Source organism: Streptomyces sp. NPDC089424, from assembly GCF_044749345.1.
In the GTDB taxonomy this organism is placed as follows: Bacteria; Actinomycetota; Actinomycetes; order Streptomycetales; family Streptomycetaceae; genus Streptomyces.
The window spans coordinates 42,299-62,921 of record NZ_JBIVHU010000012.1; the positions used below are offsets into that span (position 1 = coordinate 42,299).

The window sequence follows — 20,623 nt, forward strand, 5'->3', positions numbered from 1 at the left end:
CGGGTCACGCCACCGCCGCCAGTTCCTCCTTCACCTCCCGGGGGACGAACCGGACCCTCGGGTGGCCCTGATGCCAGCGCACCGACAGTCGCAGACCGCCGACGCGGGCCAGGATCAGGCCGATGGCCGTGGCGGCCAGGGCCGCGACCGCGCCTCCGGTCGCGAGGCCGGCGCGGGCGCCGTAGGTGTCCGTGATCCAGCCGACGATCGGCGCGCCGACCGGGGAGCCGCCCAAAAAGACCATCATGTAGAGGGCCATGACACGGCCCCGCATCGCCGGGTCGGTGGCCATCTGGATGCCGGTGTTGGCGGTGACATTGACGGTCATCCCGAAGATGCCGAGCGGGATCATCAGCAGGGCGAACAGCCACAGCGACGGGGTCGCGGCGGCCACCATTTCCACGGTGCCGAAGACCAGCGCCGCCGCGGCCAGCAGCCGCATCCGGGCCGTGCCCCGGCGCGCGGCGAGCAGTGCGCCGGTCACCGAGCCGACCGCCATCAGCGTGTTGAAGAGGCTGTAGGTGCCCGCGCCGGCGTGGAAGACGTCGTCGGCGAAGGCCGAGAGATAGACGGGGAAGTTGAAGGCGAACGTCCCTATGAAGCCGACCAGGACGATCGGCCAGATCAGCTCCGGGCGCCCCGCGACGTAGCGCAGGCCCTCCCGCAGCTGCCCCTTGCCGCGCGGCGCGCGCCGCACGGGGTGCAGTTCCCGCCCGCGCATCAGCAGCAGGCCGACCAGCGGGGCGACGTAGGACAGGCCGTTGAAGAGGAACGCCCAGCCCGTGCCCACGCCGGTGATCAGCACGCCGGCCACGGCGGGGCCGACCATGCGGGCGGACTGGAAGTTCGCGGAGTTCAGGCTGACGGCGTTCTGGAGCTGGTCGGGGCCGACCATCTCGCTCACGAAGGACTGGCGGGCCGGGTTGTCGAGGACCGTGGCGAGGCCGACCGCGAAGGCGGCGACGTACACGTGCCAGACCTCCACATGGCCGGTCAGTGTCAGCGCGGCGAGGGCCAGGCCCGTGAGCGCCATCGCCGTCTGGGTGGCCATCAGGGTCGGGCGCTTGGGAAGGCGGTCGACCAGGACGCCGCCGTAGAGGCCGAAGAACAGCATCGGCAGGAACTGGAGCGCCGTCGTGAAGCCGACGGCCGTCGCGGAGCCGGTGAGGCTGAGGACCAGCCAGTCCTGCGCGATGCGCTGCATCCAGGTGCCGGTGTTGGAGACCACCTGGCCGAGGAAGAAGAGACGGTAGTTCCGGATCTTCAGCGAGCTGAACATCGAGGACTTACGGGTGCCCTCGGCCGCGAGGTCCGGCGGATCGGGGACGGACCGAGGAGCCGGCTGAGGAACGGACCCAGGGGCCGGCTGAGGAACGGGCTGGGGGTCGTCAGGAACGGGCTGGGGGTCGTGGGTGGTCGGTGCGGGGGCGGAATCTGCTCCGGATCCCGTACTCAAAAGGGTTCGCCTCCTCCGGCGGTGCGGTCACAGATGCGCGAGCTTCTCCAGCACGGGGGCGGCGGCGCGCAGTTTGGCCCACTCGTCCTCGTCGAGGTCCTCGACCAGCGAGGCCAGGAACGCGTTCCGCTTGCGGCGGCTCTCCTCGAGCATCACCTCGGCGCGCTCCGTCTGCGTGACGACCTTCTGGCGCCGGTCCTCGGGGTGCGGCTCCAGCCGGACCAGCCCCTTGGCCTCCAGCAGAGCCACGATGCGTGTCATGGACGGCGGCTGCACGTGCTCCTTCCGGGCGAGCTCGCCCGGGGTGGCGGTGCCGCAGCGCGCCAGGGTGCCCAGGACCGACATCTCGGTCGGGCTCAGCGACTCGTCGACCCGCTGGTGCTTGAGCCGACGGGACAGTCGCATCACGGCGGATCGCAGGGAGTTCACGGCGGCAGCGTCGTCGCCATGGGTAAGGTCCGGCATGTTCTTTAGCTTAACTCATTACCCTCGCTAAGGAACACCCGGGACACACCTGGATGCCCGTGAGACGCCTCACGAAACCCCAGCTTCACCCATACGAGTGATCCGGCCGCGGAACGTGACACGCCGCCCGGCGGCGCCCCCGACCCTCATCCCCATGGGGACCAGTGTGCTCAGCCTGCGAATAGACGGTGACCTGCTCGAACGCCTGCGGCACCGGGCGGCGCAACGCGGAATGAGCGTCCAGGACTATGTCGTCCGGACGCTCATCCGCGAGGACTTCGACGAGCGGTTCCAGGCCGCCGTCGAGGAGACGGAGCGGTTCTACGGGGTCACGTGAGACCCAGCGCCGGCATCAGGTAGTAGAAGGCGAAGACCGCCGACACCACGTACATCGCCGCCGGGACCTCCCGGCCCCGGCCCGCCGCGAGCCGCAGCACCACGAAGGTGATGAAGCCCATCCCGATGCCGTTGGTGATCGAGTAGGTGAACGGCATCATCAGCATCGTCACGAAGGCCGGGATGGCGATCGTGTAGTCCGCCCAGTCGATCTCCCGGATGGATCCGGCCATGATCAGGAAGCCGACCGCGAGCAGCGCGGGCGTGGCCGCCTGGGACGGCACCATCGTGGCGACCGGCGTCAGGAAGAGCGCGACGGCGAACAGCGCACCCGTGACGACGTTCGCGAAACCGGTACGGGCCCCTTCGCCGACGCCCGCCGTGGACTCCACGAAGCAGGTGGTGGCCGAGGAGGAGCTGGCGCCGCCGGCGGCGACGGCGATGCCGTCGACGAAGAGCACCTTGTTGATGCCCGGCATCTGACCCTCGGCGTCGGTCAGCTTGGCCTCGTCACTGACGCCCATGATCGTGCCCATCGCGTCGAAGAAGCACGACAGCAGGACCGTGAAGACGAACAGGATGCCGGTCAGCACTCCGACCTTGGCGAAGCCGCCGAACAGGCTGACCTGGCCGAGCAGACCGAAGTCGGGGGTGGCGACGGGGTTGCCGGGCCACGTGGGCGTGGTCAGGCCCCAGGACGGGACGTCGGCGATCGCGTTGATGATCACGGCGAGCACGGTCATCGCCACGATCGAGATCAGGATCGCGCCGGAGACCTTGCGCACGATCAGCGCCAGCGTCAGCAGCACGCCGAGCACGAAGATCAGCACCGGCCAGCCGTTGAGGTGACCGGTGGCGCCGAGCTGGAGCGGGACGGTGGTCTGGGCGGCGTCCGGGATACGGGCGACGAAGCCGGCGTCCACGAGACCGATCAGCATGATGAACAGGCCGATACCGATGGCGATGGCCTTGCGCAGGCCGTAGGGCACGGCGTTCATCACGCGCTCGCGCAGGCCGGTGGCGACCAGCAGCATCACCACGAAACCGGCCAGCACCACCATGCCCATGGCGTCCGGCCAGGACATCCGGGGGGCGAGCTGGAGGGCGACGACCGAGTTCACCCCGAGACCGGCGGCGAGCGCGATCGGCACGTTGCCGATGACACCCATCAGCAGGGTGGTGAAGGCGGCGGTCACCGCCGTGGCGGTGACCAGCTGACCGTTGTCGAGCTGGTTGCCGTACATGTCCTTCGCGCTGCCGAGGATGATCGGGTTCAGCACGATGATGTAGGCCATCGCGAAGAAGGTGGCGAAACCGCCTCGGACCTCACGGGCGAGCGAGCTGCCGCGTTCCGAGATCTTGAAGTAGCGGTCGAGGGCGCCGTACGCGGGCGCGCTGCCCGGCTGCTCGGGCGCGGGAGCCTTGGGGGAGGCCGAGGTGGGCATTGGTACTTTCCTACGAGCAGAACCGGTCAAAGGTAAACGGTTTCAGTATGAACATATGAGGGTCGAAGTTCCATCTCCGCGCGTAGACCCGTGTGCCGTCGTCGGCCGGCCGCACCGCCCCCGCGCCGACCGGACCCGCCCGAGGGCCTCGTAAGCTGTGTGCATGGCGAAGTGGACCCCCAAGCACGAGGCGCCGGAGCCCCTGGAGGGCCCCGTGGTCGGCACCATCATCGGCGGCACGATCGTCTGGTTCGCCCTCTTCCTCGTCCAGCTGCCCTTCTACGGCTGGTTCGACGAGCACGGCCACACCTGGTGGCTGTGGACCTGCCTGGCCGGCGGCGGCCTGGGCTTCATCGGCATCTGGTACGTGCGCCGGCGCGACGCCGCCATCAAGCGGGCGCGGTCCGCACAGGCCACGACCTCGCCCGCGGCCCCGGCGGACTGAGCCCGCGCGAGCGGCCGGGCGCTCCCCCGGTCGTCGCCACGTCCACCTCGTGCCAGGCTGAAACGGCAGGCCGAAACGGCAGGCGGACAACGGCAGGCGGACAACGGCAGGCGGAACGGCGGGGGCCGGGACGACGGGCAGCGACGGCGGGTCCGAACCGGCAGCCGCCGAGCGTCACGGCGGCGACGCCCGGCCGTGGCCGACCCGGTGAGGAGCAGCGCCATGGCACAGCAGCGGGACACCGCCGAGGCGGACCGGACCCTGAAGGCCAAGCACCGGGCGATCTGGGCCTCGGGCGACTACCCCTCCGTCGCCGCCGAGATCATCCCGGGGCTGGGGGCGCTGCTCGTCGAGGCGTGCGGGGTGAAGGCCGGCGACCGGGTGCTGGACGTCGCCGCCGGCACCGGCAACGCCGCGATCCCGGCGGCCCTGGCCGGCGCGGACGTGGTGGCCTGCGATCTGACGCCCGAACTCCTGGAAGCCGGACGCCTCATGGCCGACAGGAGCGGTGTGGACCTGAGGTGGCGGGAGGCCGACGCCGAGGCCCTGCCCTTCGCGGACGCCGACTTCGACACCGTGCTCTCCTGCGTCGGCGTCATGTTCGCCCCGCACCACCAGGCCGCCGCCGACGAACTGGTCCGCGTCTGCCGGCCGGGCGGCACCATCGGGCTGCTGAGCTGGACACCCGAGGGCTTCCTCGGACAACTGCTGACCGCGCTCAAGCCGTACGCGCCGCCCCCTCCGCCCGGCGCGCGGCCGGCCCCGCTGTGGGGCGACCCCGACCATGTGCGGGCGCTGCTGGGGGACCGGGTGACGGACGTGAGCGCCGAGCGCCGGACCGTCCTCGTCGACCGCTTCGAGACACCCGAGGGCTTCCGGGACTACTTCAAGGAGCGCTACGGCCCCGTGCTCGCCGTCTACCGGGCACACGCGGAGGACCCGGAACGCCTCGCCGCCCTCGACCGCGACCTGGCGGAGCTCGCCCGGCGGCACGACAGGGCGGCGGGCAGCGGACCGACCGTCATGGAATGGGAGTACCTGCTCCTCACCGCACACCGCACGGACACCTCCCCGTAAGGCTGCCGTACGACCCCCTAGGGCCGTCGCGCGACCGCCGTACGACCGCCGTACGACCACGGCGCCGCCGCGGTCCTCCCCAGGTCGGATCTTCCCCGCACTCGGCAGGTGAAGCCGTAGTTCCGCACGTACCGTCGAATGCATGACGCACATCGACGCGGGCGCCGGTCTCGACCCCGTGCACCCCTTGCGCGTGCCCTCCCGCACGGCCGGGCTGACCACCGCCGAGGTCGCCGAGCGGGTCACCCGGGGGCAGGTCAACGACGTGCCGGTGCGCAGCAGCCGGTCGATGGCCGACATCATCCGCGCCAACGTCTTCACCCGCTTCAACGCGATCATCGGTGTGCTCTGGGCGATCATGCTGGTCGTCGCGCCCATCCAGGACAGCCTGTTCGGATTCGTCATCCTCGCGAACACCGGCATCGGCATCCTCCAGGAGTGGCGCGCGAAGAAGACCCTGGACTCCCTGGCCCTGATCGGCGAGGTGCGGCCGACCGTGCGGCGCGACGGGGTGGCCACCGAGGTCGGCACCGCGCAGATCGTGCTGGACGACCTGATCGAGATCGGGCCGGGCGACAAGGTCGTGGTCGACGGGAGATGCGTCGAGGCCGACGGGCTGGAGATCGACGAGTCACTGCTCACCGGCGAGGCCGACCCGGTCGTCAAGCAGCCGGGGGACGAGGTCATGTCCGGCAGCTTCGTGGTCGCCGGGGTCGGGGCGTTCCAGGCGACCAAGGTGGGGCGGGAGGCGTACGCCGCCCAGCTCGCCGAGGAGGCGTCCCGCTTCACCCTCGTCCAGTCCGAGCTGCGCTCGGGGATCTCGACGATCCTCAAGTACGTGACCTGGATGATGGTGCCGACCGCCATCGGCCTGATCATCAGCCAGCTGGTGGTGAAGGAGAGCGACTTCAAGGACTCCGTCGCCCGCACCGTCGGCGGCATCGTCCCCATGGTCCCCGAGGGCTTGGTGCTGCTCACCTCCGTCGCCTTCGCGATCGGCGTGATCCGGCTCGGCCGCAAGCAGTGCCTGGTCCAGGAACTGCCCGCGATCGAGGGGCTGGCCCGCGTCGACACCGTCTGCCTCGACAAGACCGGCACCCTCACCGAGGGCGGCATGGACGTCACCGAGCTGCGCACGCTGGACGGCAACGACGAGGCGTACGTACGGCAGGTGCTCGGCGCCCTCGGCGAGTCCGACCCGCGCCCCAACTCCTCCCTCCGGGCGATCATCGGCGCCTACCCGGACAGCGAGGACTGGCGCTGCGTCGAGGCGCTGCCCTTCTCCTCCGCCCGCAAGTACAGCGGCGCCGCCTTCAGCGAGGGCAACGGCGAGTCCAGTACGTGGCTCCTCGGCGCGCCCGACGTCCTGCTCACCGAGGACGACCCCGCCCTCGCCGAGACCGACCGGCTGAACGAGCAGGGGCTGCGGGTGCTGCTGCTGGCCCGCGTCTCGGGCGAGCTGGACTCCCCCGCGATCACCCGGGACGCCAAGCCCGCCGCCCTCGTCGTGCTGGAACAGCGGCTGCGCCCCGACGCCGCCGACACCCTGCGCTACTTCGCCGACCAGGACGTCGCCGCCAAGGTCATCTCCGGCGACAACGCGGTGTCGGTCGGGGCGGTCGCCGGCAAGCTGGGGCTGACCGGTGCCACGGTGGACGCGCGCGCCCTGCCCGCCGGCCGCGCGGAGATGGCCGGGGCCCTGGACGAGGGCACGGTGTTCGGGCGGGTCACCCCGCAGCAGAAGCGCGACATGGTGGGGGCGCTCCAGTCCCGGGGGCACACGGTCGCGATGACCGGCGACGGTGTGAACGACGTGCTCGCCCTGAAGGACGCCGACATCGGGGTCGCGATGGGCTCGGGCTCGGAGGCGACCCGGGCGGTGGCACAGATCGTGCTGCTGAACAACAGCTTCGCCACGCTGCCGTCGGTGGTGGCGGAGGGCCGCCGCGTCATCGGCAACATCACGCGCGTGGCGACCCTGTTCCTGGTCAAGACGGTGTACTCGGTGCTGCTGGCGATCCTGGTGGTGTGCTGGCAGGTCGAGTACCCGTTCCTGCCGCGCCATCTGACGCTGCTGTCCACCCTGACAATCGGTGTCCCGGCCTTCTTCCTCGCCCTGGCGCCCAACAAGGAACGGGCGAGGCCGAACTTCGTGCGGCGGGTGATGCGGTACGCCGTCCCGGGCGGAGTGCTGGCCGCGGTGGCCACGTTCGCCACGTATCTGATCGCCCAGCGGTACTACACCGGGCCGGGAGCGCTGGCGGCGGAGACGAGCGCGGCGACGCTGACGCTGTTCCTGATCGCGATGTGGGTGCTCGCGATCGTCGCCCGGCCCTACACCTGGTGGCGGGTCGCGCTGGTGGCGACGATGGGCGCGCTGTTCGTGGTGGTGCTGGTGGTGCCCTGGTTGCAGGACTTCTTCGCCCTGAAGCTGGTGGGGATGACGGTGCCGTGGATCGCGGTGGGAATGGCCGCGGGTGCGGCGGTCGCCCTGGAGTTCCTCTGGAGATGGGTCGACCGCCGTTTCCCCGCCTAGGACCTACTGGACGTCGACGTAGTCGCCGGTCGCGTTGACGGCCGGGACGGTCGTCTTGCCCTTGAACGTGAAGCGGTAGTAGCCGTCCGCCGACGCCGTGACCGTCGTCCTCAGCTCGCCCTTGCTGTTGGTCTTGATGCCCTTGACGTTGGAGTACGTCGTGACGTCCTTCTTGCGGTACTGCAGGGCCACCGACTGGTTCACGTAGCCGACGTACTTGCCGGTCTCCCAGTTGGCGAGGGAGAGCTTGCCCGTGATGGTGAGGGTCTTGCCCTTCTTCACCGGCTCGGGGGTGGCGTCGACGGCGAGCGTGGTGGCCCGCTGCACCAGCGTGGTCCCGAGGTCGCCCTTCTCGGCGTAGCCGACCTTGGTGATGTCGAACTCCAGGCCCTCGGGGTCCTGACCGTTGAGCGCGACGGCGACGGCGCCCGCCTTCCAGGCGCCGGCGTCGGAGTTGAGCAGGTCCTCGCGCGGGTAGAAGTCGATCTTGCCCGTGCAGGTGGCGGTGGTCGCGGTGGTGACCGCGCAGGTGGCGGGCCGGACGCCGACGAGGGTGACGCTGGTCGGGGCGTCGATCTCACCGCGGTAGAGGACCGGGTTCGTCAGGAAGTCCGCGGCCTTCACGTCGATGCCGGCGGCGTGGGTCAGCTTGTAGGTGACCGTCGTGGAGTAGTGCGTCCCCGAGCCGAGCTTGACCGCCTTGGCGATCTTGAAGTCCGAGAACGTGACGTCCATGTCGTACGGCCCACCCGGGGCACGGTCGCCCTTGTGCGCGGCCCGGCTGATCTTCGCGAACGCCTCGCGGTGGTCGAAGCCGTCGCCGCCGGCGGCGTGCGTGGCCGGTACGGCGAGGGCGGAGAGGGCCAGGGCGCCGGTGACGGCGGCGACAGTGGCACGTATGCGCATGCGTTCCCCAGGTGGTCGCGAGTGATCTCGGAGCCTGTTGGCTCTCCTGATCAGATAGGCGAGTACGGGGAACGGTTGCCCGGGTGGGGGAAGTTGGCGGATTTCGTGGAGTACCGGTCCCACCCGGGCGAGCCGTCGCCTACTTCACGTCGACGTAGTCACCCGCGACGCTGATCGCCGCGGTGCTCGCGATGCCCGAGTAGTTGAAGCGCCAGTAGCCGTCGTAGGACGCCTTGTAGGTGGTCTTCAGCGCACCGCCGGTGGCGGCGGTGATGCCCTTGACGTTCGCGTACGAGGTGGGGCCGGACTTGCGGAACTGCAGGGCGACCTTCTGGCCGCTGAAACCGACGTACTTGCGGGTCGGCCAGTCGGCGCGGGTCAGCTTGCCCGTGACGGTGAGGGTACCGCCCTTCTTCACCGGCTCCGGATTGGCGTTGACCGTGAGCACGGAGGCGCGCTGGACCTTGTGGGTCTTGTAGAAGTCGGTGTAGAAGACCTCGCCGTCGTTGGCCAGGACACCGACGGAGACGTTCCAGGTACCGGCGAGGATGTTGCTGTACACCTTGCCCACCAGGTCGCCGGTCGTGCCGGGCGTGGCGGTGATGGTGAGTTTGCAGGTCGACGTCGTGGCGCTGCTGGCCGTGCAGGAGGCGACCTCCTCGTTCGGCGGGAGGTAGCCGTCGATGTCGTACTCGGGGTCGCTGCCGTGCCACAGGTCGATGTAGGCGTCCGAGATGCCGCTCGGGTGGGTGGCCTTCACGTACACCTTGATCGTCTTGGCGCCGGTGCCGACGACCATGCTCGTGTTGGAGTTGATCGTCACCGCGTTGATGGTGGGCACCGCCTGCGCGCCGACGCGCGCGGACGACTTGGCGGAGGGAGTGCCGAAGCGCTCGGCGATGCTCGGACGGTCCAGTTCGGCGCCGTTCGCGTCGGCCTGCGCGATCGGCGCGGTCAGGGCGGACAGGGCCAGGGCGCCGGAGACGGCGGCCACGGTGGCTCGTATGCGCATGTGTGTGTTCCCCATGGAGGAGAGGGGCCTCGCTGCCCTTCGCTCGCTGCGGCGCGTGAGCGCGACGAGGCCCAAGTCATCGTGGAGTCTGTTGACTCACGCGATCAGACCCGCCGCGGGGGCGGATGGTTGCAGGACCGGTGAGGAAAATGTGCCCGAACTTTCACGACCGGGCGCCCCTCAGTCGAACCAGCGGTCCCGGGCCAGTTCCTCCGTGCGGGACGGGTCCTCCAGGAGGGCGGCCACCTCGAAGCGGCGCGGCCACTGGCCCGCCGCCCAGGCGAGGCCCGCCGCGACCCCCTCCAGGGTCGCCGCGTGCAGGACGCCGTCGGCGGTGACGCGCCAGTCGATCTCGACGCCGTCGACGACGAGTTCGTCGTGCTCGACGTAGGAGGACGGGGTCCGCGCGCCCAGGAGGACACGCACCGGCTCTGGTACGTCGTGCTCGGCGCCCTCGGAGTCGACCTCGCCGGTGACGGACTCGCTCAGCCGCCGCACCTGGAACAGCTCCGCCAGCTCGGCCGCCCGCGCCGGCGGGACCGGCAACAGGGGCACGCCCTCGGTGAAGGGCAGCAGGTCCGGCGAGTCGACCACCACCGCGCCGGTCGCGTCCACGACCTCGACCCGGCCGTCGACGACGGCGCGCAGGTCGTCGGGCAGGGTCACCTGCTCGGGGTCCAGCTCGGCCAGCGCCCCGTAGAGGGCGTGCAGTTGGGCACCGGTGACCGGCCGCTCGGGGTCGGCGAGCCGGTCCAGCAGCTCGGCGCCGCCGCCCGGTTCGTCCAGGAGGGCCGCCACCGAGGTGCGCACGCCCAGCGCCCGCAGCACCTGCTCGTCGTCGAACCCGGTCGCGTCCGCCTCGTCGTACAGGCCCCGCAGCAGCGGGTCGCCGCCGGCGGCGAGCAGACCCGCCGGACGGCGGCCGTCCAGCACCGGATGCCCGCGCAGCCACCAGGCCGTGTAGGGCCGTACGACCTCATGGGTGCCGTCCGGCAGCAGGATCCGCAGCGGCTGGGTGAGCGCGTCCCGCAGCGGCGGCTGAGCGAGCAGCGCCAGGGCCTGCGGCCATCTGTCGTCGTCCACGAGGTCCAGGTCCCGTACCGCGACCAGCTCGGTGGCGACCGGCGGCACCGGGGAGTCGGGGAAGCGGTCGAGGACGTCCTCGCACCAGACGTCCACCGCGTCCAGCAGCCCGGGGTCGTCCGGCTCGGCGTACTCCCCCTCGCGCGGGTCCAGTTCGTCCGGGTCGAGGACGACGTCGGTGCTCCGTACGAGCGTGAAGTTGACCAGCACCCCGCACGCGGCCAGCGGCTGCTCGCCGAAGCGCTCGGCGAACTCCGCGTCCACGAAGGCGAGCTCCCCCTCACGCATGATCTGGGCGAAGGGGCTGCCGGGGAAGACCAGCTCCCCGGCCGGCGCCAATTCCCCGTCCTCGTCGGGGAGGGCGAGGGCGCCGAGCCACGGCTCGTCCCCCGGTTCCAGACCGGCGTCGCGGACCAGCGAGAGGACCGTCTCCGCCAGTTCCTCGGCGTCCGGCGCGTCCTCCTCCCAGGACAGCGCGCCCTCGTCCTCCAGGGAGGCCGCGACCGCGGCGCGCACCTGCGGGGTGGTGAGGACCGCGCGGGGCGTCGCGGGCAGCGCGCCGAGCTTCTCCAGGAGCGGGTGCGCGGCGTCCGGGTGGGCGACCTTGAGGCCGAGCCGGGTGAGGGTCGCGGGTTCGACGCTCACGGCGCCGGGGCTGGGCAGCAGCACCTGGCGTGGCCCGATGGTGGTCCTGCCTCCCCCGGAGCCGAAAGCCTGGGAGGTGCCCCCAGCAAGCGGCACGGGCAGGCCGGTGAGCCGGTCGGGGTCGACGCCCGCGAGGCTGTCGTAGAGCCGCCGCCACCAGCCGGGCTCCTTCTCCAGCCCGGCCAGCCGGTCGACGGCGTCGGTCAGCCGGACCCGGGCGACGCCCAGCGTCCGCAGCTCCACCCGGCGTTCCAGACCGGCGGGCAGCAGGGTGGGCAGCACCTCCGCGAGCACCCGCACGGTGTCGGCGCCGGCGCCCTCGACGACCTCGGCGTCGCGCGGCCGGAGCGTCTCGGGCAGGTCCTCCTCGGCGTCCCCGGCCGGGGCGGGCGCCGGGGGCAGGAACGACGTGCGCGGCAGCCGCTCCAGGATGGCCTGCCGCAGCGCCCCGTCGAGCTCGCCCTTGCCCAGCGGTCCGGGCACGAGGTCGATGATCCCCTCGGTCACCGGCCTCCAGTCGGCGAGCAGTTCGGCGTAGGCGTCGGCGGCCTTCGCGACCAGGAAGTCGGTCAGCGGCCCGGGGGCCGCGTGCCGCCGGGTGGTGTCCAGCGGGAACGACGCGATCAGCAGCGCGGGCACGCCCAGGGGCTCGTCGCTGGGGGTGGGGGCGTGCACGACGGGGCTGGTGCGCGGGCGTACGGGGGTGCCGTCGCCGTCCACGGGCACGGCCCAGGTGACCGACCAGTGCGGGCGCAGCCGCTCCTCGACCGGCCGGTCGGCCAGCAGTTCGGGCGTGAGCGCGCCGTGCGCGGCGGCCGTGCGCCACCGGCGGGTGCCGTCCCGCGAGTCCTCCACGACGGTCAGCGCGTCCTCGGCGCGGCGGCGCAGGGTGCGGGGCGCGTCGGCGCCGATCTCGACGACGACCTCCTCCAGCCCCGGCAGGGAGAGCAGCAGGGAGTCGTCGACGGCTTGCAGGAGGCGCTCGGCCAGAGCGGTGGCCGCCGTGTCGCGCAGGGGCAGGATGACGACGGTGTCGTACCGGTCGGGGGCGGTGCCCTCGGCGGCGAACGGCAGCCGCAGCAGCGGTACGTGGCCGTCCCGGCGCCGGATCTCGTCGCCCAGGCCGGGGCTGTGGCGGGACGTCTCGGCGGCGAGGTCGCGGGCCTCGGCGAGGGACCAGCGGACACCGCCGTGCCGGCCCACGACGGCGGGCTCGTCGGTGACGGCGAGGACGGCCGCGAAGCCGACGCCGAACCGGCCGATCGAGGGGGTGTCCCGCTTGGCGGAGGCCCGCAGGGTGGCCAGCGACTCGACGCCGGCCGCGTCCAGCGGGGCGCCGGTGTTGGCGGCGACGAGGACGTCGTCGCGCAGCGTGAGACGCAGCCGGCCCGGGACGCGGGCGCGGGCGGCCGCGTCGGCGGCGTTCTGCGCCAGCTCGACGACGAGCCGGTCCCGGTAGCCGCCGAGGACGAGGTCCTCCTCGGCGTTGGCGTCCTCGCGGAAACGGGCCGGGCTGGTGGCCCACGCGTCCAGCACACCGCGCCGCAGCCGGGCGGTCCCGAACGGATCGGCACCCTCGGCAGCGGGCCGCACGAACTTGCTCACGTTGACTCTCCTCATCGCCGTGAGGAGAAGGTATCGCGCCCGACGGACACCGATGACCGGCACGACTCCCGGCCCGCCGGGCGCCGGGGAACGAGCCCGCCCGGCCCCTGAGCCGGGTTTCCCGGATCTACGAGTGCCCCAGCTCCGCCGTGGCCTCGTCGGAGACGTCCGGCACGGACCCCGAGTCGCGCGCGGGCCGCAGCGGGAACGGATCCACCCGCGTCTCGTCGATCACCGGCGGCGGTGGCTGCGGAGGCTTCGGCATGACCGCGGCCTCGGAGTGCCCACCGCACCCGTACGCCAGCGACACCACCCGGCCGTCGGCCGGGGAGAACTCGTTCGCGCAGACCCCGAAGGCCTGCCCCAGCGACCCGCCGATCGGCGCCAGGAAGCCACAGGTCACACACGCCGCGGGAGCCGCCTGCGCCATCGGGGTCTTCGGCCCGAAGGAGTCCTCCCAGCGATCGGCCGCCACATGCAGGCCGTACCGCGACAGCACCCGGGCGCGCCGCATGCCCAGTTCCTCCGCGACCGCCGCGATGGAGCCCCGGGTCGGCACCGCCGGCAGGGTGGCCGGGGGTCCGCCGGCGACCTCCGCGTCCTCCGCCTCGACCAGCTCGGCCATGTCCTCGGAGACCGCGGAACTCGGCAGCGGCACCTCCTCGCCGGTCCAGCCCGGCTCCAGGCGCAGATCCTCGGCGTCCGTGGGCAGCAGGTCGCCCGGCCCCATGTCGCCGGGCCGCAGCCGCTCGCTCCACGGCACCCACTCGGGCGCGAGCAGCGCGTCCGGACCGGGCAGCAGCACCACCTCGTCCAGCGTCACCACCTTCGCGCGCGACGCCCGCGCCACGGTCACCGCCCAGCGCCAGCCGCGGTACCCGAGTTCCTTGCACTCGAAGAAGTGCGTGACAACGCGGTCGCCCTCGGAGACCAGACCCGAGTGCTCCCCGACCACCCCGGGCGCGGCGGCCTCCTCGGCCGCGGCACGGGCTAGGTCCACTGCCTCGGCGCACAGGCGGTCGGTGGTGCGGCTTCGCGTTGTCGCTGCGCTCACAGGTATCGCTTCTCTCCTACGCCGTCGCTCGGTGCGCCTGCCTGAAGGCGACGGGCCGGACGGAGCGGACCTGGGGACCGCGTCGACGTCCGCGCCCTGTCGCGCTCGGGCGCACCTGTGTCATCCATTCTGCGGGATGGCCGAGAGGCGCGCGGCCGAGAACGTTCGCCACGGCGCGCTACGCACGCTACCCCTTCACCGCCGCTGGGCCTACACCGACGGGACATGATCGCCACTAAGTGCGCGTCCATACGCGCCGGAACCGCACTACTGACGCCCATCTCAGGGCACTATGAACGTCGTGGCAACCGCAAGGTCGCACCAAGGCACCTCCAGGACCGGGGGAGTCGAGGGGCACCACCGAAGCGGCGGAACGGGCCGTAGGGGCGGCCGGCTCCGCTCGTTCACCCGTGCTCTGCACTTCCCGGTGACCGGCACCGCCCGCGGAATCCGCAAGGCCACGCACGCCCACGGCGCCGGCGAGTCCGGCCTCGGCAAACTGATCGAACTGCACGCCGTGAACGGCGCGGGCGACGTCATGATCACGATCGCCCTCGCCTCCACCGTCTTCTTCTCGGTCCCCACCGACGAGGCGCGCGGCCGTGTCGCGCTCTATCTGGCGATCACGATGGCGCCGTTCACCCTCCTCGCCCCCGTGATCGGCCCCCTGCTCGACCGCGTCCCGCACGGCCGGCGCGCGGCGATGGCGGGCGCGATGCTGGCGCGGGCGCTGCTCGCGCTGGTGCTGTCGGGCGCGGTGATCACCGGTGGCATCGAGCTGTATCCGGCGGCGCTCGGCGTGCTGGTCGCCTCGAAGGCGTACGGCGTGGTCAGAAGCGCCGTCGTGCCCCGGCTGCTGCCACCCCGGTTCTCCCTGGTGAAGGCCAATTCCCGGGTCACGCTCGGCGGCCTGCTGGCCACCGGCGTCGCCGCGCCGATCGGGGCGGGGCTCCAGGCGCTCGGTCCGCGCTGGCCGCTCTACGGCGCCTTCGTCATCTTCATTGCCGGAACGGTTCTCTCCTTCACCCTGCCGCACACGGTCGACTCGGCGAAGGGCGAGGACACGGCGCTGCTCGCCGCGGACGAGGAGCATCTGCACGGCCCGCACCGCAAGCCCGTCAAACGGCCCGGTCTGCGCACGGTCGGCATCGCGGTCACGCACGCCCTCGGCGTCAACGCGGCGATCCGCTGCCTGGCCGGGTTCCTGATCTTCTTCCTGGCGTTCCTGCTCCGTGAGCACCCGCTGGCCGGACAGAGCGCCGCCGTGTCACTGGGCATGGTGGCGGTCGCCGCGGGGGTCGGCAACGCGCTCGGCACGGCGGTCGGGGCGTGGCTGAAGGCGCGCGCGCCGGAGCTGATCATCGTGACGGTCGTCGCGGTCGAGCTGGCCGTCGCGGTCACGGCGGCGCTGTTCTTCAGCGCCTTCCTGGTGGCCTGCCTGGCGGCGGTGGCCGGGTTCGCGCAGGCGCTGGCCAAGCTGTCGCTGGACGCGCTGATCCAGCGGGACGTGCCGGAACTGGTGCGCACCTCGGCGTTCGCCCGCTCGGAGACCCTGCTCCAGATGGCGTGGGTGCTGGGCGGCGCGATCGGCATCGCCCTGCCGCTGAACGGCACCCTCGGCATGTCGGTGGCCGCCGTCGTACTCGCCGCCGGCTGGCTGACCACCGTCCGCGGACTGCTCAGCTCCGCGCGTCACGGCGGGCGCACCCGACCGCGAGTGGCCTAACCCACGGCACGCCCCGTACCCCGCATGGGGAGGCGGCCGGGCCTGCCCGATAGCCTTCGCCCATGACCACGCAATCCGCTGTGCGACGCCGCCGCGCCGTCGCCGCCGCCGGCGCCGTTTCCGCCGGACTGCTCGTCCTGTCGGCGTGCGACAAGCCGTCGCCCATGTCGACGATCACCGTCGGTTCCAGCTCGGTCAGCGCCGAGGCGAGCTGCTACGACGACGGTGCCGCCCTGAAGACCACGGAGCTGGCCGGGTGTCTGAAGGACACCGGCATCAAGACCATCTCCGTCGACCCCGACGAGACCGTCCGCTTCGGGGTCGACCCGAAGATCGCGGACCAGGGCTGGACGATCCTGATGAACGGCCAGCCGCTCACCGACGCCAGCACCAAGACCTACCGGACCATCCCGGGCAGCGTGTTCTTCAACGCCCAGTACGGCGCCCAGGGCAACTCCACGCTGGTCTCCATCAAGGAGGGCGAGCAGGACGTCACCGGCCTGTGGTCGTTCAAGCTGAAGAAGGACGCCTGACCACGTCCACCGCAAGGATCCTCGTAGCCACCGCGGTGCCCGCCGAACGGGACGCGGTGGCACGGGCGTTCCCGGGCGCCGCCACCGAGGTCCCGCTGCCCGGCGCGGGCGCCCTGCACCGCCTGGCGGGCGGACCCGACCTGCTGGCCGCGGGTGTGGGCCCCGCCCTGGCCGCGGCCCGCACGGCGACCGCACTCACCGCCGCCGCCCTGGGCGACAGCCCCTACGCCCTGGTCGTCTCGGCCGGCATCGCGGGCGGCTTCGCCCCGCCGGCACCCGTCGGGTCGCTGGTCGTCGCCGACGAGATCACCGCCGCCGACCTGGGGGCGGAGACCGCCGACGGTTTCCTCCCGGTCACCGAACTGGGATTCGGCACCGTCACCCACCGTCCGCCGGAAGCACTCGTACGGGACGCGGCGACCGCCACCGGTGCCCGGACCGGCGCGATCCTCACCGTCTCCACGGTGACCGGCACCGCCGCCCGCGCCGCCGCCCTGCGGGCACGCCACCCGCGTGCCCTCGCCGAGGCCATGGAGGGCTTCGGGGTCGCCGAGGCCGCCGCCGCGCACGGCACGCCCGTCCTGGAGCTGCGCGCGATCTCCAACCCCGTCGGCCCGCGCGACCGCGCCGCCTGGCGGATCGGCGAGGCGCTCGCCGCGCTCACGGACGGCTTCGGGAAGCTCGCCCCCGTACTGGAGAGTTGGAGAACGGCATGAGCCGACTGCACATCGCGTACTCGCCCTGCCCCAACGACACGTTCGTCTTCGACGCCCTCGCCCACGGCCGGGTCCCCGGCGTGCCGGGGCTCGACGTGACCTTCGCGGACATCGACATCACCAACGGGATGGCCGAGCGCGGCGAGTTGGACGTGCTGAAGGTGTCCTACGCCGTGCTGCCGTACGTCCTCGACACCTACACCCTGCTGCCGTGCGGCGGCGCGCTGGGCCGGGGCTGCGGCCCGCTGGTGCTGACCCGGGAGCCGGGCGCCGACCTCACCGGCCGTACGGTCGCGGTCCCGAGCGAGCGGTCGACGGCGTACCTGCTGTTCCGGCTGTGGGCCGCCGACACGCTCTCCGGCGGGGTCGGCGAGATCGTGGTCATGCCCTTCCACGAGATCATGCCGGCGGTGCGGGACGGGAAGGTCGACGCGGGCCTGGTGATCCACGAGGCGCGCTTCACCTACCAGAACTACGGCCTGCACAAGCTCGCCGACATGGGCGAGCACTGGGAGGACACCACCGGGCTGCCGATCCCGCTGGGCGCGATCATCGCCAAGCGGTCGCTGGGGGCGGACCGGCTGACGCGGCTCGCCGACGCCATCCGCACCTCCGTGCACCTGGCCTGGGAGAACCCCGAGGCGTCCCGCCCGTACGTCATGGCGCACGCCCAGGAGATGGACCCGGCCGTCGCCGAGCAGCACATCGGCCTCTACGTCAACGAATTCACCGCGGGTCTCGGTGAGGACGGCTATGCGGCCGTACGCGGTCTGCTCACACGTGCGGCGGCCGAGGGGCTCGTTCCGCCCCTCGGCCCGGATGCGCTGGATTTCCCGTAGAAGCGTTTATACGTCGAGCTGGTCGGCGACCGCGCGCAGCAGACCGGCGATCTGCTTGCCGGAGGTTTTGTCGGGGTAACGGCCCTTTTCGAGCATCGGCGTGATGTTCTCCAGGAGCGTGGTCAGATCCTGGACGATGGAGGCGAGTTCGTCCGGCTTCTTGCGCTGGGCGGCCGCGACCGACGGGGTCGGGTCCAGGATCGTCACCGAGAGGGCCTGGTCGCCGCGCTGCCCGGCGACGACCCCGAACTCCACGCGCTGGCCCGGCTTGAGGGTCTCGACTCCGGCGGGGAGAACCGAGGAATGGACGAAGACGTCACCGCCGTCGTCACGGGAGAGAAAGCCGAAGCCCTTCTCGCTGTTGAACCACTTGACCTTGCCGGTAGGCACGTCTGTCCTCGTCCTCGTACTCGTCGGAAAACTGCTTCTGAAACGGCTCTTGATAGCACTTGGGCGGGTCGTCCGTGACCCGCCGGTACCAAGGCTAATGGTCTTCAGGCCGGTGACAAGACGTCGCCCGGTTGTTCCTTCGCGCTGGGAACTACCCTGGTCCGGTGCGTGACAAAACCCAACCGAATTCCGCCGGGCCCGGTGACCGACTGATCCGTGCCGGTGCCGTGGTCTTCCTCCTCGGAGCCGTGGCCACTCTGGTCACAGTGGCTCCGCTGTTCCTCGGTACGACGCCTTTTCCGACATACATGTTCGGATTGAGCATGCTCATGGGGGTCGGCTTCCTGATCGCCGGAGCGGGGATGCTCCAGGCGATCGCGGCGGGCCGGCGTCAGGCGCGCGGGGCGTCGAGATAGGCCGAAAGCCAGTCCGGGAACTCGCCGAGGCCGGTGAGCACGGCGTCGGCGCCCGCCAGCCGCAGTTCCTCGGGGTCGCACGGGCCGGTCGCCACCGTCACCGACAGCGCTCCGGCGGCGCGGGCGCCACGGACGTCACCGGTGTGGTCGCCGACGTACACCGTCGCGCCGTGCTCGCGCAGCGCCGCCGCCTTCGCCTCCGCCCAGAGGTCGCCGACCACGGCGTCGGGCTCGATGCCGAGGTGGGCGAGGTGCAGCTTGGCGTTGGGCTCGAACTTGGCGGTGACCACGACCGTGCGGCCCCCGGCGGCACGTACCGCCGCCATCGCCTCGTGCGCGCCGGGCATGGCCGGGGTGGCGGCGATGGCGATGTCCGGGTACATCCCCCGGTAGACATCGGCGATCGCGGCGACCTCGTCCGCAGGGAACCAGTGCCGCAGCTCCTCCTCCAGCGGCGGCCCCAGCCGGGTGATCGCGAGATCGGCGTCGATGTACGTCCCCGTGCGCTCGGCCAGCGCCGTGTAGCAGGCGTGGATGCCGGGGCGGGAGTCGATGAGCGTCATGTCGAGGTCGAATCCGACGGTGAACGGGCGCGAGGTCATACCCCCCATTGTCCCGAGCCCCCACCCACCCGAATGACCGGGGTACAGCCACAGGGGCGCGGGGAACTGCGCAACCAGCCACAACGCCGCCGCACCACACCACACACCGCACCCCCCACCACCCAGGGGCGCGGGGAACTGCGCGACAAGCCACGACGGCGCCGCACCAGACCACTCACCACACCCCCCACCACCCAGGGGCGCGGGGAACTGCGCGACAAGCCACGACGGCGCCGCACCAGACCACTCACCGCACCCCCCACCACCCAGGGGCGCGGGGAACTGCGCGACAAGCCACGACGGCGCCGCACCAGACCAGCCGGCTCACACCTTCCGCTGCGACCGCCACACCAGAAACAGCGCCGACGCCACCGCCGCCCCCCGCACCACCCACGGCCACGTCTCCGACAGCGCTTCGTTCATCTGCCCTTCGGCGACCGGCGCACCCCAGCGCCCGTCGAGCCTGCCCCACAGCCACCCGAACCCGGCGACGACAGCCGCACCGGGCAGGACCATCACCGCCCACTTCATCTCCCACCTGGTCAGCCGCCGCGAGGCATACGCGATGAGCCAGCCGACGGCGAGCGGCAGCAGACTGCCGAGCACCGCACCGGCGACCAGCAGAGCGGCGGCGAGCAGCAGGAGCGGGTTGCTCCACTGCCCGGGCGACGGCAGGAACCGCCGCCGCGCCGCGGCACCACCGGCGCCGGACTCCCCCTCGGCCGCCGGCGCGCCGCCCTCCACCGGCCCCGCCTCAACGCCCTTCCCCTTCGCAGGCCCCGTCCCCTTCTCCGGCTCCTTCGCCGTCTCCCGCTCCGGCGGCCTGAGCAACTCCGGGATCTCCACGCCCCCCACGAACCCGGGCACGCTGTCACCGATACCGAAAGGGCTGCTGTCCACGCGCCACCAGTCGGGCTGGGCCGCGCTGTCGCCGAGTTCGTCCTCTCCCGCGCGGTGCGGTGGGGCGGGCGCCGCGGACGCCGGAGGCGGCTCCTCCCGTTCGGCGGGCCGGGGCCGCGGCACGACCCTGCGCAACCCCCTGGCCTTCGCCTCCGGCGCCTCCCGCGGCTCGGGCACCTCGGCCGCCCGGATCTCCACCGTGCCGTTCCCGGCCGCGTCGACGACCTCGTCCGGGCTGCCGAGGCGGGACAGGATGCGCCGTACGGCGGCGGGGCTGTCGACGACGGATCTGGCACGGCGCCGGCCGATCTCGTCGCGCAGTTGGGAGACCAGGCGCATCCGGGTCGCGGAGGGAAGCTGCCGCTGCTGCGCCACGTCACCGACGCGGCTCAGATACTCGTAGACGACCTTGTCGCTCTCGATCCCCACGCTGTCC

19 protein-coding genes are annotated in these 20,623 nt (G+C 72.2%); 9 read left to right on the forward strand and 10 right to left on the reverse strand.

The window, feature by feature from the left end:
• Window positions 1-4: 4 nt before the first annotated feature.
• A complete protein-coding gene (locus tag ACIP2X_RS36535; protein WP_401682240.1) occupies window positions 5-1,456 on the reverse strand; it encodes an MFS transporter in 1,452 nt (483 codons plus the stop codon).
• Between the two features lie 27 nt (window positions 1,457-1,483).
• Window positions 1,484-1,921 carry a MarR family winged helix-turn-helix transcriptional regulator gene (locus ACIP2X_RS36540; RefSeq protein ID WP_401682243.1) on the reverse strand — a complete coding sequence of 146 codons (438 nt, stop codon included), beginning with the start codon at window positions 1,919-1,921 and terminating at the stop codon, window positions 1,484-1,486.
• A 154-nt stretch (window positions 1,922-2,075) separates the two neighbouring features.
• Here ACIP2X_RS36540 and ACIP2X_RS36545 point away from each other — a divergent pair, with 154 nt between their 5' ends.
• Entirely contained in the window at window positions 2,076-2,258 is a 183-nt protein-coding gene (locus ACIP2X_RS36545) for a ribbon-helix-helix protein, CopG family (protein WP_401682246.1), read from the forward strand.
• Here ACIP2X_RS36545 and ACIP2X_RS36550 read toward each other — a convergent pair.
• Window positions 2,251-3,702, reverse strand: a complete 1,452-nt coding sequence (locus ACIP2X_RS36550; RefSeq protein WP_401682249.1) for an NCS2 family permease — start codon at window positions 3,700-3,702, stop codon at window positions 2,251-2,253. The two genes, ACIP2X_RS36545 and ACIP2X_RS36550, sit on opposite strands and share 8 nt — an antisense overlap.
• A 163-nt stretch (window positions 3,703-3,865) precedes the next feature.
• On the opposite strand from ACIP2X_RS36550, the gene ACIP2X_RS36555 reads away from it, so the two are divergent.
• From ACIP2X_RS36555 to ACIP2X_RS36565, 3 genes are all read left to right on the forward strand, one after another.
• Complete coding sequence (locus ACIP2X_RS36555; protein ID WP_401682252.1) at window positions 3,866-4,147, forward strand: DUF2530 domain-containing protein; 282 nt, start codon at window positions 3,866-3,868, stop codon at window positions 4,145-4,147.
• Window positions 4,148-4,369: 222 nt separating this feature from the next.
• Window positions 4,370-5,224: a class I SAM-dependent methyltransferase gene (locus ACIP2X_RS36560; protein ID WP_401682255.1), complete on the forward strand. Its 855-nt coding sequence runs from the start codon at window positions 4,370-4,372 to the stop codon at window positions 5,222-5,224.
• A 142-nt stretch (window positions 5,225-5,366) separates the two neighbouring features.
• Window positions 5,367-7,760: an HAD-IC family P-type ATPase gene (locus ACIP2X_RS36565; RefSeq protein WP_401682257.1), complete on the forward strand. Its 2,394-nt coding sequence runs from the start codon at window positions 5,367-5,369 to the stop codon at window positions 7,758-7,760.
• Between the two features lie 3 nt (window positions 7,761-7,763).
• Here the strand turns inward: ACIP2X_RS36565 and ACIP2X_RS36570 are convergent, their stop codons facing one another.
• The 4 genes from ACIP2X_RS36570 to ACIP2X_RS36585 form a co-directional block, all read right to left on the reverse strand.
• Window positions 7,764-8,666 carry a hypothetical protein gene (locus ACIP2X_RS36570; RefSeq protein WP_401682260.1) on the reverse strand — a complete coding sequence of 301 codons (903 nt, stop codon included), beginning with the start codon at window positions 8,664-8,666 and terminating at the stop codon, window positions 7,764-7,766.
• 139 nt (window positions 8,667-8,805) lie between these two features.
• Complete coding sequence (locus ACIP2X_RS36575; RefSeq protein WP_401682262.1) at window positions 8,806-9,678, reverse strand: calcium-binding protein; 873 nt, start codon at window positions 9,676-9,678, stop codon at window positions 8,806-8,808.
• Between the two features lie 180 nt (window positions 9,679-9,858).
• Entirely contained in the window at window positions 9,859-13,011 is a 3,153-nt protein-coding gene (locus ACIP2X_RS36580; RefSeq protein ID WP_401682265.1) for a sacsin N-terminal ATP-binding-like domain-containing protein, read from the reverse strand.
• A 127-nt stretch (window positions 13,012-13,138) separates the two neighbouring features.
• Window positions 13,139-14,065 (reverse strand): DUF3027 domain-containing protein, encoded by a 927-nt coding sequence (locus ACIP2X_RS36585; RefSeq protein ID WP_401682268.1) that lies wholly within the window; start codon window positions 14,063-14,065, stop codon window positions 13,139-13,141.
• A gap of 301 nt (window positions 14,066-14,366) precedes the next feature.
• Between ACIP2X_RS36585 and ACIP2X_RS36590 the strand changes: the two genes are divergently transcribed.
• From ACIP2X_RS36590 to ACIP2X_RS36605, 4 genes are all read left to right on the forward strand, one after another.
• A complete protein-coding gene (locus ACIP2X_RS36590; RefSeq protein WP_401682271.1) occupies window positions 14,367-15,791 on the forward strand; it encodes an MFS transporter in 1,425 nt (474 codons plus the stop codon).
• Between the two features lie 62 nt (window positions 15,792-15,853).
• Window positions 15,854-16,324 (forward strand): DUF2771 domain-containing protein, encoded by a 471-nt coding sequence (locus ACIP2X_RS36595; protein WP_401682273.1) that lies wholly within the window; start codon window positions 15,854-15,856, stop codon window positions 16,322-16,324.
• A complete protein-coding gene (locus tag ACIP2X_RS36600) occupies window positions 16,294-17,040 on the forward strand; it encodes a futalosine hydrolase (RefSeq protein ID WP_401682276.1) in 747 nt (248 codons plus the stop codon). The genes ACIP2X_RS36595 and ACIP2X_RS36600 overlap by 31 nt, the downstream gene beginning before the upstream one ends.
• Complete coding sequence (locus ACIP2X_RS36605) at window positions 17,037-17,879, forward strand: 1,4-dihydroxy-6-naphthoate synthase (RefSeq protein WP_401682279.1); 843 nt, start codon at window positions 17,037-17,039, stop codon at window positions 17,877-17,879. The genes ACIP2X_RS36600 and ACIP2X_RS36605 overlap by 4 nt, the downstream gene beginning before the upstream one ends.
• A 6-nt stretch (window positions 17,880-17,885) precedes the next feature.
• Here ACIP2X_RS36605 and ACIP2X_RS36610 read toward each other — a convergent pair whose 3' ends face one another.
• Window positions 17,886-18,269: a cold-shock protein gene (locus ACIP2X_RS36610; protein WP_015659627.1), complete on the reverse strand. Its 384-nt coding sequence runs from the start codon at window positions 18,267-18,269 to the stop codon at window positions 17,886-17,888.
• Between the two features lie 164 nt (window positions 18,270-18,433).
• Here ACIP2X_RS36610 and ACIP2X_RS36615 point away from each other — a divergent pair, with 164 nt between their 5' ends.
• Complete coding sequence (locus tag ACIP2X_RS36615; protein WP_401682282.1) at window positions 18,434-18,685, forward strand: hypothetical protein; 252 nt, start codon at window positions 18,434-18,436, stop codon at window positions 18,683-18,685.
• Here the strand turns inward: ACIP2X_RS36615 and ACIP2X_RS36620 are convergent.
• Window positions 18,661-19,287 carry an HAD family hydrolase gene (locus tag ACIP2X_RS36620; RefSeq protein WP_401682285.1) on the reverse strand — a complete coding sequence of 209 codons (627 nt, stop codon included), beginning with the start codon at window positions 19,285-19,287 and terminating at the stop codon, window positions 18,661-18,663. The genes ACIP2X_RS36615 and ACIP2X_RS36620 overlap by 25 nt on opposite strands.
• Before the next feature lie 324 nt (window positions 19,288-19,611).
• Complete coding sequence (locus ACIP2X_RS36625) at window positions 19,612-20,616, reverse strand: hypothetical protein (protein ID WP_401682288.1); 1,005 nt, start codon at window positions 20,614-20,616, stop codon at window positions 19,612-19,614.
• Between the last annotated feature and the right edge of the window lie 7 nt (window positions 20,617-20,623).